This window comes from Candidatus Lokiarchaeum ossiferum, from assembly GCA_025839675.1.
In the GTDB taxonomy this organism is placed as follows: Archaea; Asgardarchaeota; Lokiarchaeia; order Sigyniarchaeales; family Promethearchaeaceae; genus Lokiarchaeum; species Lokiarchaeum ossiferum.
In genome coordinates this window covers 5,046,296-5,061,182 of record CP104013.1, presented here as the reverse complement: position 1 = coordinate 5,061,182, position 14,887 = coordinate 5,046,296, and the positions used below count along the sequence as shown (strand labels likewise).

Annotated in this window: 11 protein-coding genes; 6 read left to right on the top strand and 5 right to left on the bottom strand. The window is 31.7% G+C overall.

Annotation, left to right across the window (positions count from 1 at the left end; translation table 11 throughout):
* Positions 1-50: 50 nt before the first annotated feature.
* Positions 51-1,115, bottom strand: a complete 1,065-nt coding sequence (gmd, locus tag NEF87_RS21650) for a GDP-mannose 4,6-dehydratase (RefSeq protein ID WP_457917475.1) — start codon at positions 1,113-1,115, stop codon at positions 51-53.
* A 432-nt stretch (positions 1,116-1,547) separates the two neighbouring features.
* Between gmd and rfbC the strand changes: the two genes are divergently transcribed.
* The 5 genes from rfbC to NEF87_RS21625 all read left to right on the top strand — a co-directional run bounded on the left by rfbC (position 1,548) and on the right by NEF87_RS21625 (position 8,076).
* Positions 1,548-2,090 (top strand): dTDP-4-dehydrorhamnose 3,5-epimerase, encoded by a 543-nt coding sequence (rfbC, locus tag NEF87_RS21645; RefSeq protein ID WP_457917474.1) that lies wholly within the window; start codon positions 1,548-1,550, stop codon positions 2,088-2,090.
* 181 nt (positions 2,091-2,271) lie between these two features.
* A complete protein-coding gene (locus NEF87_RS21640; RefSeq protein ID WP_457917473.1) occupies positions 2,272-3,225 on the top strand; it encodes an SDR family NAD(P)-dependent oxidoreductase in 954 nt (317 codons plus the stop codon).
* 376 nt (positions 3,226-3,601) lie between these two features.
* Positions 3,602-5,455: a hypothetical protein gene (locus tag NEF87_RS21635; protein ID WP_457917472.1), complete on the top strand. Its 1,854-nt coding sequence runs from the start codon at positions 3,602-3,604 to the stop codon at positions 5,453-5,455.
* A 110-nt stretch (positions 5,456-5,565) separates the two neighbouring features.
* Positions 5,566-6,921 carry a nucleotide sugar dehydrogenase gene (locus tag NEF87_RS21630; RefSeq protein ID WP_457917471.1) on the top strand — a complete coding sequence of 452 codons (1,356 nt, stop codon included), beginning with the start codon at positions 5,566-5,568 and terminating at the stop codon, positions 6,919-6,921.
* Positions 6,922-7,257: 336 nt separating this feature from the next.
* Positions 7,258-8,076, top strand: coding sequence for a glycosyltransferase family 2 protein (locus NEF87_RS21625; protein WP_457917470.1), 819 nt, complete (start codon positions 7,258-7,260; stop codon positions 8,074-8,076).
* Between the two features lie 259 nt (positions 8,077-8,335).
* On the opposite strand, the gene NEF87_RS21620 is transcribed toward NEF87_RS21625, so the two are convergent.
* A complete protein-coding gene (locus tag NEF87_RS21620) occupies positions 8,336-9,889 on the bottom strand; it encodes a glycosyltransferase family 2 protein (protein WP_457920143.1) in 1,554 nt (517 codons plus the stop codon).
* 163 nt (positions 9,890-10,052) lie between these two features.
* Positions 10,053-11,225: a glycosyltransferase gene (locus NEF87_RS21615; RefSeq protein WP_457917469.1), complete on the bottom strand. Its 1,173-nt coding sequence runs from the start codon at positions 11,223-11,225 to the stop codon at positions 10,053-10,055.
* Between the two features lie 174 nt (positions 11,226-11,399).
* On the opposite strand from NEF87_RS21615, the gene wecB reads away from it, so the two are divergent.
* Positions 11,400-12,740: a non-hydrolyzing UDP-N-acetylglucosamine 2-epimerase gene (gene wecB / locus NEF87_RS21610; RefSeq protein WP_457917468.1), complete on the top strand. Its 1,341-nt coding sequence runs from the start codon at positions 11,400-11,402 to the stop codon at positions 12,738-12,740.
* A gap of 5 nt (positions 12,741-12,745) precedes the next feature.
* Here wecB and NEF87_RS21605 read toward each other — a convergent pair whose 3' ends face one another.
* A complete protein-coding gene (locus NEF87_RS21605; RefSeq protein WP_457917467.1) occupies positions 12,746-13,780 on the bottom strand; it encodes an NAD-dependent epimerase/dehydratase family protein in 1,035 nt (344 codons plus the stop codon).
* A 12-nt stretch (positions 13,781-13,792) separates the two neighbouring features.
* A complete protein-coding gene (locus NEF87_RS21600) occupies positions 13,793-14,734 on the bottom strand; it encodes an NAD-dependent epimerase/dehydratase family protein (protein WP_457917466.1) in 942 nt (313 codons plus the stop codon).
* Between the last annotated feature and the right edge of the window lie 153 nt (positions 14,735-14,887).

The following is a 14,887-nucleotide window of genomic DNA, read 5'->3' as shown; positions in this document are numbered from 1 at the left end:
ACTAAAAAATCTACATATAAAAATAAAAAAAATCCTACTGATCTCCAATTTTAGGATCTTGAATTATTTTGGACAATTGCCATGTCCGATTTCACCATTAGCTTAACAAGTTGTGCAAATGAAGTTGAGGTGGGATTCCACCCTAATATTTTTTTAGCTTTCCGAGGGTCACCCAATAATTGTTCCACTTCTGTGGGTCGGAAATATTTTGGATCGACTTCAATGAGCGTTTTGCCTGATTCCTTATCAATTCCTTTTTCATCTACTCCCTTTCCTTCCCATTGGAGATCAATCCCAGCTTCACGGAAGGCTAAAGTGCAAAATTCGCGGACTGTATGCATTTCACCAGTTGCTATCACAAAATCTTCCGGCACATCATGCTGTAACATTAACCACATGCATTCCACATAATCTCGCGCATACCCCCAATCACGTTTTGCGTTCATATTCCCAAGATATAATTTTTTCTGTTTTCCTTGAGCAATTCGAGCTGCAGCAAGAGTAATTTTACGAGTCACAAAAGTTTCCCCACGTCGCTCGGATTCATGATTAAATAAGATACCATTCACAGCAAACATGTTATAGGCCTCGCGATAATTTTTTACAATCCAATATGCGTATAATTTTGCAACCCCATAGGGACTGCGCGGATAAAATGGAGTTGTTTCACTTTGCGGGACTTCCAATACTTTTCCAAATAATTCAGATGTCGATGCTTGATAAATCCGGGTTGTTTTTTCATAACCCAAAAAGCGTACGGCCTCTAACAATCGAAGCATCCCTAACCCATCAGTATCAGCCGTATACTCGGGCACTTCAAAGGACACCTTCACATGAGATTGAGCTGCAAGATTATAGATTTCATCTGGCTTGATTTCACGAATCAAACGAATCAGATTGGTAGAATCCGTCATATCCCCATAATGGAGTTTGAGGTGTTTTTCCAATTTCATATCTTCAATATACTCATCGATATATAGATGTTCAATACGACCACGATTGAAAGATGAACTTCTTCTAACGATGCCATGAACTTCGTATCCTTTATCTAATAGAAGTTCAGCGAGAAAAGATCCATCTTGGCCCGTTATTCCAGTGATAAGTGCGATTTTCATAAAAATTACCTTAATGATAAATAGTTAATTTTTTTTTCAATAAGTATTTTTTGAGTAATTTGATTAAAAATAATCGATTATCAGCAACAATAACAAAAAAAAAAATATTTTCAATTGTATGCTAACAATTTCCTACTACAAGATAGGTTAGATTTTATGGCGAACCTTTCACGTCAAGACTTTGGTGACCGTGCTTGCCACGTTAGTGGTTATTATCCCGTGCTCACTATTAGTAAGTGAAAAAACTATTCTCACAAGCTTTAATATACTTATTGTATAGCAAGATAAAAATAGGTTATATTAAAAAAAAAGAATTTCCTATTTGAATGATCATAAAGCGAACTCACGAATTTAGATTTAAATATTGAAAAACTGAAAAATTGAATAATAATAAAAACTTGTAAGAATTCTAAAATAATTAGTGTTCTTTACATGAAGAAAATAGCAACAATTTTTCCAGATGTTTGGATTCTTGAGCCGAAAATTTTTCAAGATAGTCGAGGATTCTTCTATGAATCATATTCAAAAAAAAAAATGGAATCTATTGGGCTATTTTATGATTTTATTCAAGATAACCATTCAAAATCAGTAAAAAATACCGTTAGAGGGTTACATTTCCAATTATCACCAGGCCAAGTAAAATTAGTGCGATGTACGAAGGGGGAGATATGGGATCTTATAGTAGATATTCGTCCTGAATCTAAAACTTTTAAGAAATGGATGGGAATAAATTTAACCGAAACAAATTTTAAGCAAATCTTAATTCCTGTAGGATTTGCTCACGGTTTTGCAGTTCTTTCAGAGTGGGCGGAAGTTGAATATAAAGTTACAAATTATTATGATCCTAAACTCGAACGAGGGATTCAATGGGACGATCCAGCATTCGGAATAGATTGGAAAGTACATAAGCCGATCCTATCTGAAAGAGATCTTTCCAACCCATCACTACAAACCTTTTTACAACAAAACAAATAAATCAACTTTATATAAATTCGAGTTTTTGAATTCCTTGGCTTTTTTGTTTTCTTCTTCTATACTTCCAAATACCTATTAATACCGATTTTGATTCAAAAAACGGGAATAAAAGTTAAACGAGTTAATTGATTAGCTAAATTGAAAAAAAATTTATTTGATTCCTCCTCTTTAATTAACTATAATGGAAGGAAAACGAATATTGGTAACTGGAGCTGCGGGGTTCATTGGTAGCAATTTAGTAGATGCTCTATTATCCCAAGGTGCAGTAGTCATTGGATTGGATAACATGTTTAACGGAAGGATGGAAAATCTTGAATCCGCTCAAAAGAACAAAAAATTTACTTTCTATAAAGGTGACATTAGAGATTACGATCGACTCCTCCATTTGATGCGAGATATAGATATTGTTTATCATGAAGCAGCATTTACGAGTGTCCCACAGTCAATTATCATGCCTCAACTTTGCAATGATGTGAATGTGTCCGGAACATTAAACATTTTAAACGCAGCACGAATTCGAGATGTAGAGAAAATTGTTTTTGCTTCGAGTTCTTCGGTCTACGGCGATACACCAACTTTACCAAAACATGAAAATATGAAATTAGATCCTATTTCTCCCTACGGTGTGGCAAAACAAGCCGCAGAAGCGTATTTAGTTTCATATAACCGGGTGTATGGTTTAAATACTACCGCTCTACGGTATTTCAATGTTTTTGGACCTCGGCAGAAGGATTCAACTTACAGTGGAGTCATCGCTATCTTTCTTGCCCAAATTTTTGAGGGAAAGAACCCTATCATTTTTGGGGATGGAAAACAATCTCGAGATTTTACATACGTCAAAGATGTGGTTAGAGCAAACATATTAGCGGGCCTCTCAAAAGAAACAGCAGGAAAAGTACTAAATATTGCAGCAGGAAAACCAATAGGCCTAACCGAATTAACCAAAATTATGATTCAAGAATCTGGGAAAAAAAATATCGATATTGAATATACTTCGGTCCGAAATGGCGATATTCTTCATAGTTATGGAGATATGAATTTAGCAAAACAATTATTAGGGTATGAAGCGCAATATGATGCGGTTTCGGGCTTTAAAGAATACTTAGACTATTATAAAGCAAAGTTTAATTTGTAATATTTTTTAGTTGAATAAATATTGTTTACAACTATAATGAGGATAGCATAAGATGGGATCAAATCTAAAAATAACTATCTTTTTTCCGTTCGCAATTTTAATTTGCATAGCCCTATTGAACATTTTTTTTACTACATCATCTCCCTTCATCAATATTATCTGGATTGTTCTAACTTGCGAAATATTTCCCATCATTTTGCTTTCGTTTTTATTCAAATTACAAAATGCGCTTGATAGAATTCTAACTTCTCAAGTTATCGTTTTAATTTTTTGGACTTTCATCGCAAAAATCTTTTTAATATTTGAATGGGAACTATTTAGATGGAAGATAGCCCTCATAAATTTCTTCTTCATTTTCTCCCTTATTTTGATTGAAATGATTCTTTATAAGATTCAATCCAAGCATATTGCATCAATATGGCATCAATCTTTAAGTTTAGAAAAAATGTTAAAAGAATTTGTGAAAATTTTCAAATCAAATCAGTTTTTTCTGGAGATTTTTTTAGTCTTATTATCCATATTTTGTGCCTTGCGCTCTCCGGTGGTTGCATTTGATGATGCTTGGTATCATATGACCCTATCCCAAGAATTGATTCGCACGGGATTTTTGGAAGATTATTCCGAATATTACGGAAAATTAACCTACCATTTTCTCGGAGCATCCTTTTCTCTGATGTCAGGGTTTGGTATTGAAATACTTGCAAAATTTATTGGTTTATTTCAACTTCCCCTCGGATGTCTCCTTTTTTACACCATTACACGAAGAATAAGTAAAAATAAGAATATCTCAATCATTACAACAATATTATTTACGATCACAATTTTTGGAACGATATTAAATCTTTCACAATATTGGCCAACCGCCCTAACTACTTTCTTTGGATTGGAACTTTATCATCAATATATCCAACGGCTTAAAAAAATCCCTTCTCCTTCCTTCCTTCCAATAGAGGAGACTTGGAAATTTATTTCGATCAAAGCGATGCTAATACTGGCTATCACGTTTACTCACGTCATAAACGCATTGATCTATTTAACTCCATTAATTTTTATTGAATTCTTTTTAATTATACGGGATAAAAATTTTAAATGGGATTTCATTTCGTCCCTCGTTTTAGCTGGAACAAGTTTGCTTTTGAATCCTTATAGTCGATATGTGCTATCAAATATTAATATCCCGACAAATCCTTTGATTTTTCTCGCGATACTTCCCATAGTATTTGTTTTCATCCTTATTGAAAAATTTATTCACAGATATACCTTCTCAACCAAAAATCCAACACCTAAATTTTTTGATCCTGAAAACACGACAATTATTTTTGAAAAAAAATATTATTTCAAATTCCTAATTCCAGCACTAATTCTTATCGGTCCAATCGTGTATATTGTGTTGATAATTAGAGAGAAAGGGTTTTTTCCATCAAATATAGGCATTTCAGTTATAGAAACGATCATTATCGCAATTCTTTGCTCAGCCAGTATCATTGGATTCTCTCTCTACCGCAATTATAGTTTAGTAGGAAAATCTAACTTTCTTTACATGATATGTATAGTTGGATTAATTCTATCATCGATTGTTCTCTCAATCATCCCTTCTTTTATCATTCGAATGATTGAAATATTCGTACCGTTCATTTTTATCGGAGTGGGAAGGTATTTCTTTTATAACCAATCTCGAATTCTGCTAAAAAAGAGAAATCGGAAGGTTTTAACCGTTTTTTGCGCGATTAATCTAATTTCAAGTATTTCGTATCAGACATTGTTTGCTGACTATATTTCATCCTCGGACCGTGGGTTCATTGAAAAATTCGCATATTACTCCAGCGATTTCGATTTGAATTATGATGAAAGTCCCCAGAAATTGGCAGATGACCAATCTATTGTTACAGGAAACTTCCATTGGGCGTATCCTTTTGGATTTTATGGGAATAATTCGGTAATTCAGTTTGATCACGAGATTGGATATTATTTACTACCAGAAAATCATACTAAAATGACTTCAAATGGAACTGAAATAATTCGACTTCGGGCATATCAATCACGCAATAATTACACAAACATGTACCTTATATTAGGCGATATAGATCTTACTCGTGGATTAATATATTTGGATGGAGGAAATTTTGGGTTACTAGACGATAATGATTTCGACTTCACAAATAATGCAGTCTATCTCAATCGAATTGGAGTAGCAAATCACCAAAAGAGTATATTTTGGGTAATTTCTTAGGTCAATTCCAATATATCTTTCTTGCATTTTATTTCAAGTAAATCATTTTCTTTATTTATTATGCATAATTTCTGTACACCATAACATCTTTGTTGTAAGAATTGATTAAAATGAATATAGAATATTTGGAAGATATAATAGAGTCAAAGAAACTCACAGTAGCAGTATTTGGATTGGGAAGGATTGGATTACCTACCGCTTTAATGTATGCCAAGGGAGGTTACCAAGTAAATGGTATTGATATCAATCTCGAATTAATCGAAGATTTGAAATTAAAAAAGACATTCATTGATGAACCGGGATTACCGGAAATTTTGAATGATATGGTCGATTCGAAGAAAATCACTTTTTCCGATAATTTCGAATTTGCTATCAAAAATTCGGATGTAATTGTGATATGTGTTCCAACTCCTGTAAGCATAAATAAGGTTCCAAACTATGTAGCGATCAAAGATGTTGCCCAAAAAATTGGAAAATTTCTTTCCCCGAACAAAATTATCATTAATGAAAGTTCGGTAAGCCCAACTACAATTGAGACAATTATAACTCCAATAATAGAACATGAAAGTCATCTAAAAGTTAATGATGATTTTGGCATATGTTCTTGTCCAGAAAGGGCTGACCCTGGAAAAATAGTAGAGAATTGGAATAAAGTTGCACGAATTGTCGGTGGTAGTTCCGATGAAATTGGAAAAACCATTGTGAAGTTGTACCAACAAATCTCACTGGCACAAATATATCAAGTAAGCACACCAGGAACCGCAAATGCAGTAAAATTGACGGAAAATATCTTCAGAGATGTCAACATTGCCTTGATGAATGAATTTGCAGTATTATATGAACGATTAGGAATTGATGTCAAGGAAGTAATTGAAGGTTCCTCCACAAAATATAATTTTCAACCACACTATCCTGGCCCGGGCGTAGGAGGGCCATGTCTTCCAGCGAATTCCTATTATATAATTCAAGACGCAGAAAAAGTGGATTATATCCCGTTTTTAATTCGAGTTTCAAGAGAAATTAATGATCGGATGCCCCAAAATGTTTTGGAATTAATTATTAATGCCTTAAACTATGTGGGAAAGAGTTTGAAGAATTCTACGATCACTGTTTTAGGTGTTTCATACAAAGCCAATGTGCGGGACATTCAAATATCTCCAGCCATGAAAGTAATCGAATATCTTCAGATGAAAGAAGCTAGAATCCAAGTATGGGACCCATATTATAAAAGCGAAAAAATAGGCAATTTTACGGTTTCCGATAATTTAAGTGATTCATTTGAGAATTCAGATTGTGTAGTTATTTTAACTGATCATAAAGAGTTCTTCAATCTGAATTTTGACTCTTTGAAGAACCAAACCAATGGAGAATTTGTAATCGTTGACAGTAGGAATATCTATGACTGCAATAAACTCCCAAAGGATACTATTTATTGCGGAGTAGGAAGAAAACTTCAAAAACTTTAAATTATCTTTTTTTCATTTTATTTCAGAATAACTTGTTGATAAATTTTCTTCGTTTGACCTTTTATTTTATATTTTCCAAATTGAAATCATTGAAATAAAAATAGAAAGACCAGCATGATTATTCTAATTTATTTAACCAGTAGAACTAGTCATGCGAGAATTCCCCATTAGAACCTAATTAATATAACAAAGTGAAGTTCAAAGAGATCTAATTTTTAAGTGATCATTTTCTTTTATTATTAAAATACTTCTGAATTTTTAATAATTCATCATTTTCTTGTGAAAGACGGGAAAATATAAATGAAGTAAATAATTACCGATCTAAGAGAAAAAATTATGGCTTCATCCGAATCTATGATAATTAATGATACTTTAAGTCACTATCAAAATAATTTTCAAAGTAATTATGGTTTATATAAATTTTCTCAGAGCAAAAAAAGCAATAGAATCTCAATTATTCTTCCTTGTTTTAATGAAGCAAAAACGGTATTATCAGTTATACGAAAAATCAATTCTCTTTCATTGGAAAATTATGAAATAATCGTTGTTGATGATGCATCAACAGACCAATCACCCGAATTACTGAAAAATCTCGACAATGTATTCATCTTTAAGCACAAAAGTAATCAAGGATACGGAAAGACGTTACTGGATGGGATTTTTCTTTCAACAGGAGATATTATTATTACCTTGGATTCTGATGGACAACACGATCCAAGAGATATACCCCAATTATGTAAGCCGGTTATTGATGGATCCGCAGATTTTGTGATCGGATCTCGATATCAAGGCAAATATTGTTATTCCCTACCTTTCATGAATAGAATTGGTGAAGCTTTTATCGAGATTATAATAAAAATTTTTTTTAATGAGTCAATACAAAATAATCAAGGCGGATTTCGTGTTTTTCACCGAAATTCGCTCTCTATATTTGAAGATATAAAGTTTCATGGTATGGCTTTTACAACTGAATTAATTATGAAGGCAAAAATGCAAAAACTTCGGATAAAATCCTTGCCTATTCATTTATTTGGCAGAATAGAGGGAAAATCTCGAGTAAAAAAAATACCTCTGTTTATGACACTTCTTCATTCATTTCTATATTACATTCTTGAGTATCACAAAAAAAAATATCCAATCATCAAAAAATCTTAAAAAATTTTATGATATTTTTAATTTTTAGTTTCTTTGATTTCCAATCAATTTTGGGTGTTTTATAAAGCACCACAGGGTATTCTGAAATCTTTTATGATCAAACTATGAAAATATCTGGAAATTTGATTTATCTGCCTATTTTTGGAATACTTGAAATTTTGTTAATAATTTGATCATTAAAATTAAGTCAAAAATAACGATACAATTAAAGTTTAATCAAGTTCGAAATTTATTTCAAAAAGTTTCGCTTTAATGATTGTTAAAGTAAATCAAACTTTCTCATTAAAAATTTGGGAAAGTAATAAATGGTCGAGTGTAAAACATCCATTAAGAGAGGAATTTTTTTAACCCTTGAATTTCCAATGGATCTATCATAAAGATGGATAGGTTCTTCAACTATTTTGTAATTTTTCACAATCGCATTCATGAGAATTTCCGTAGTGAACGCCATATCAAAAAATTTTATACCTTTGAAAAGACCGATTGTTTTTTTATCAAAAACTCTAAATCCCGCCTGATTGTTTTTAATCGCTTGGCCGAACAGAAATTTAAGAGTTATTTCAATAAAGGATTCCCCAATTCGATTTAAAAGTGGAACTTGATAATAATATCTACCAGAATACCGTGAACCAACAACAATATCAGCTTTTTTATTATAAATTGGATAAATTAAATCGAATATATCATTAGGATCATGTTGACCATCGGAGTCAATTGTACATATAAAATCACCGGCACATTTGCTTATCCCGTCTAGCACCGTTTTGCCATAACCGAGATTCTCCACATGGAAATAATTCTTCACATTTTTCAGATCATTTTTGTTAAACAGACTAATCGGATTATCATTTGAGCCGTCGTCAACAATAATTATTTCATAATTGTACAATTTGATTGCATGAATTTTCCGGACAACTTGAAGTAAAGTCCTTGATTCGTTATAGCATGGAATTATAAAAGATACTTTATATTGCATACTTGTTGTCAGGATATCGTGCAAATGATTCTTTTTTCGTTTTTCAATAATCCCCTGCATGTGTTCCAATTTTTGAGTTTTTAGATTATTTTGAAAGAATTTTGGAAATAAACGATGAAGAAATTGAGAATACCCACGTTCTGCTAACATGTCTAAAATAACTAACAAAATTTTGAAGCTATCTTTTACAATACTCATGTGAGATTCTCGAGTACTTAGACCGGTATCCATCGGAATTTCGAGTAATTTAACACCTTCTTTTATATAGAAAATCGTCATTTCGGTTTCAACTTCAAAACCAGAATAACTGGGATTATAAAGAGAAGCCACACCAGGGGCAAATGCTCGAAAACCGCATTGTGAATCCGAAATATACTTTCGATGAAAAAGAAAAATTAACAGAGAAATAAAATTATTACCCAATTTTCTAAAATAGCTGAACTGTTTACGATTTTTTAAATAAGAGCCTTTTAATTTGCTCCCTTGATTTAATCGTAAAAATCTTGAACCTATGACCACCTCTGCTTTCTTCTCTAAAATTGGTTGCAGCAATTTTGGAATATCTTCAGGTGGATGTTCTCCATCCCCATCAATCACCAATACGATTTCATTTTTGTTTGCGAGTTGAAATCCTTTCAGAAGAGTTTTGCCTTTACCTAAATTTTCGGAATTCTGGATTACTTCAATTTTTAACTTGGAATTCTTTAAAATGTTATAAGTACCATCAGAACTGCCGTCATCAATCACGGAAATACAATAATTATATAAAGGATCCATAACATGTTGAATACGACGGATTATATTGATAATTGCTTTCGATTCATTATAAGCAGGAATAATTACATGAATATTTGCACTATTTGGTCGTTTTCCATGAGAAATTGTGTAATCTGAAATGGACTCTCGTGCAATGATTGTTGATTGTAATGTAATGGTTATCCCTACCTTTATATAAAGAATAGTTTATTAAATAATATAAAAATTTGTATGAATACTAAAATTATAAGGCTTTTTTAAAATTTGAAACTATAGCATCCCAGTCATAATCTTTTACAAACCTTTGCCCTTCTTTAACTGTATTCTTATATTTTTGATCATAATTTTTTATGATATCAAAAGTTTCCTCTGGTTCATTGATATAAATAATTCCGTTATTATTTTTGAACTCTTTATAGACTCCTAATAATTTGGTGGCTATAACTGGATTGCCAGAAGCAATATATTCATAGAGTTTTATTGGAACTATATTATTCATGATTTTATTTTTATAAGCTGGTAAAACACAAAAATCTGCAGCCTGTAAATATTCAGGGATTGATTGAAAAGGTATTTTACCAGTCAGAATTATTTGATTTTTCTTGTGTAATTCCTTTTTCTTTTGTTTAATATATGAAAATAAATCTCCATCCCCAACAATAAGCAATTTATAATTCTGATGAGTATCTTGATTTTTTAGAAGAAAATCGGTAATTTCCTTCATCCCAGAAAAATCATAGATCCAACCCATAAAAAATATAATAATATCAGTTTCGCTAATACATAATTTTTCACGAATTTGTTCCCGAACTAATTGGTTGGGTAAATATCTTTTTAAATCAACACCACCAGGTATTAGTGAACATTTATCCACAGAACCCCCAAGTTCTAAAGAATAATCAATTAAACCTTGATTTATCGCAAATATTTTATCTGCCATTTTAATATTGATTGATTCTACTACTTTAGAAATTGGTTTAAATAAATTAATTGGGACTAAAGTATGCAAATGGTCAATAATATAATAATAAAAAGGAATTTTAAACATTTTTGCAATTAACATTCCAATAAAAGAAGTATATATCCCAAAACCAATAATGTAATTAGGTTTAAATCTCAAAATTTCGCGGAATATTACAGGAAAATGAAAAATGGGTATTGAAATATAGCATAAAATTGGAATTCTTAATGATGCAGGTCGAATGACTTGAATTCTCGCATTTCTAATTATCTTGGGCGAACTAAAAAACCTTTTTTTCCTTTGTAAATACTTTCTTCTGTTTTTCTGATGCCATAAAAACTCATAATCAATAACTTTTATTTCATTTGATTCTACAGAAAGTCTTTCCATTAAATGATGTTGTTGATGAGGACCTCGTAATTCCCAATCTGTTTCTTGAATAATTAAAAAACGCATCTTCATCTCTCATAATTTTTGATGAAATTTAAGATTTGTAATCTCAAAAATAACAATTTGATCAAAAAATGGTTGTTATATAAAGGGTAGATTTAATTAAATGTAGATATCATAAATTCTTTTTAAAATTTAATATTACTGGGGGATATTAAAATTTGATTGATGGTGTCTAAAATGACTAAAATAAAAATTTGTTTAATAACTGGAACTCGCCCCGAACTTATAAAAGTGAGTGTTCTTCTGAAATTGATGAAAAAAGATCCACAAATTCAATTAACTTTCATTCATAGTGGACAGCATTATGATGAATTGATGTTTGGATCTTTCTTAAGAGATCTTAACTTACCTAATCCAGATTATAATATAGAAGTTGGATCACTTCCAAATTCTGTTCAAACAGGAAAAATGCTAATTTCACTTAATGATATAATTTACCGAATTGTACCAGATTTGATACTCGCCCAAGGCGATACAAATACAGTACTCGCCGCTGCACTAACATCATTTAAAAATAATATTCCATTTGGCCATATTGAGGCAGGAATTAGATCATTTGATATGCGAATGCCTGAAGAAATCAATAGAGTATTGACAGGAAGTTGTGCACTTTTAAATTTTGCCCCTACTCAGCTCTCGGTAAATAATCTAATCGATAATGGAATTCTCCCGAATCGGATTTTTTTAGTAGGCAACCCTATTGTAGATGCTGTACATGAAAATATTGAAATTGCCAACAAGAAATCAAAGATTGACCAAAATTTAGAAATTGAAAGTGGTAAGAAATTCGTTCTTCTAACAATGCATAGACCATCTAATGTTGATAATCGAGAAAACCTAAAAAATATTATAGAAACTTTATTACAAAACAAAGAAATCCTTTATATTTTCCCAGCTCATCCCAGAACGGTTAAGAATATTAAAAAATTCAATTTATATGAAGAAATCCAGACTTCTAAAAACATACGAATGATAGAACCAGTTAATTATTTTGATATGTTAAAATTGATGAATTTGTCAAGTTTTATTTTAACAGATTCAGGAGGATTACAAGAAGAAGCAGTCATCTTGAAAAAACCATGCATTACTTTAAGAGAAAACACCGAAAGACCAGAATCAATAGAAGTGGGAGCAAATATTTTGGTAGGAACGGATATGCAAAAACTAAAATCAGTTTCTACAAATTTATGGACCAATAAAGTTTTTTATAAATCCATGATCCCTCATGAAAATCCGTTCGGAGATGGAAATTCATCAAAAAAAATGATTCAAATAATTAAAGACGCCCATCAAAAGGGAAAATTGCAAATTCCCTTCATAGAATTTAAAAATACTATTCCCCATTGCAAACTTATAGACACATCTAGTTTAGATGAAGATTTGATTACGGTTAGTGATTTTGAAAAAGAAAAATCTTGCATCATTTTGGAAATATTCGATTATGAAGGGAATTCAATTTTTCCAAGTCCAAATTTAGAAATTACTAAAAAAATGAAGTTAAAGGCCCGATTTATTTAATTTTTTTATTTTCCTCTCACTGCAGATGAAGTACCGGGTGGAAAATCAGCAGATTCGACAATTTGATCCCAATTTTCATCGAACCAATCAACTGCGAGGGAAAGACATTCAGAAAAATTTGGATTAGCAGTGAAATTAATCATCGATTTTGCTTTTTCATTTGAAGCAAGCATTCTACTTTTTGCATCCCAATTCCTTCTCGGCAGAAATTTAATCCCCGCTTCATTATTTGCAGCAGTATTCACAAGTTCGGCTAAATCTTTAATTTTAACTTCACGACCTGCAGCTAAATTCATTTCTTGACCGATAGCCTCTTCATAATAACCCATTCTAATTAACCCATCAACAATATCACCAACAAAAGTAAAATCTCGCGTTTCTTCCCCAGTTCCCGTAATTGGTAGTGGTAAGCCCAATTTTGCCCAATAAATAAAATTTGGAATAACATTTCTATATTGACCAGGTACTTCTCCAGGACCAAAGGAATTAAAAAAGCGTGCTTTTACGGTAGGTACTTTTTGAATTTTAAAATAATAATTACAATATAATTCTCCAAGCATTTTTGTAATCTGATAAGGAGTAGTCATATACATATTAGTCAATTCTTCTTTATAGGGCATTTCTGCGTTTGAAGGATAAATTGAACAGCCAGAAGATGCATAAACAAATCTTTCTAACTTTCCGTATATTGCAGAATATTCTAATAATTTTAAAGTTCCAAAACCATTTGTGTTTAAATCTTTTTCTGGATAGTCAACAGAATTTTGATTCGCAAAGAAGGCAGCTAAATGAAACAACATATCCGGTTTTTCATTGAACAATCGCTTTAAAATTATATCATCAGAAATATCCCCTTCGATAAAAAGCATATTTTGAGAATCTTGAGGCAAGTTCCATTTATAACCTGAAGAAAGATCATCAACAACTATCACAAACGCGTCTAACTCCAAAAGTTTCCTAATTAAATTGGAACCGATTGCACCAGCTCCACCTGTCACAATGATTCTTTTGCTACTATAATGTTTTAAGTATTCTTCCATAGTAATCACGGTTTATTTTGTTTTTATATGGTTGATATAATCAGGGTAATTTTTTTTCATCCATTCAATATAAAGAGGAATCCCTTTATCTACTGGAATTTCAATTTTATGCCCCAAATCTCTATAGGCCTTCGAACAGTCAATGGGTTTAACCATTGTTGTGAATGGCTCAGCACCTTTATAAGTTATGTGTGAATCTGCAATCCCCAAGTTTTCTACGATAAGATCCGAGATATATTTGATATCTACTTCTTTTTTGGCCGCAATATTGTATACTTCGCCTGGAATAAAATTTTCTGTAGTATTGGCTACAGTCCGAACTGTATCAGAAACATAATCAAAAATTCGTTTATGACCATTATAAACAGTAGCTGGAAGGTTGAACATACCGTGGTAAACCAATATGGGAATCACACCCCTATAAGGACTATATTCTTCGTGTGGACCATAGCAATTTACAGGACGGATACGAACAATTTCATTACCCCACATTTCCGCTGCATTTAAACATTGTAGTTCATTTGCCCATTTTGAAATTGCATAATCATTCATTTGTTTAATTGGGATTTTATCCATTACATCTTCTGCCATAACATCTCTATAATCCCCATATACTTCTGCACTACTGAATGTAGTAAGCTTGAATTTATGCTTCTTCTGAAAAGTTAAGATGTTCTTCATTCCCACGCAATTAGTTCTCCATAACATATCATAGTAATCTTCACCATTCCACCTTCCATATTCAGCAGCAAGATTAAAAACAAAATCAAATTCATTTGCTTCAAAAATACGTTCTAAATGCCTATATTCTGCAATATCACATTTATAATGCGTTCGTTTGGTCTCTGGGCTATGAGTTAAATCCGCTGTTATTACTTCATGTCCACGAGATCTAAGTTCATTTGACAAGTTCGTTCCAATAAATCCAGTCCCACCAGTTATTAATATCTTCATTGATTTAACCTATTTTGCTTATAATTTAACAGAATTTTAAATGCTTTAAAAATTTTGTTTGTTAAAAATAAAAAAAAATCAAAATTTAGATTTGGGGGAAAGCTAATTTTAAAATTGCGAAATCTCCCAATAAAGTGAATATTGATATGGAAC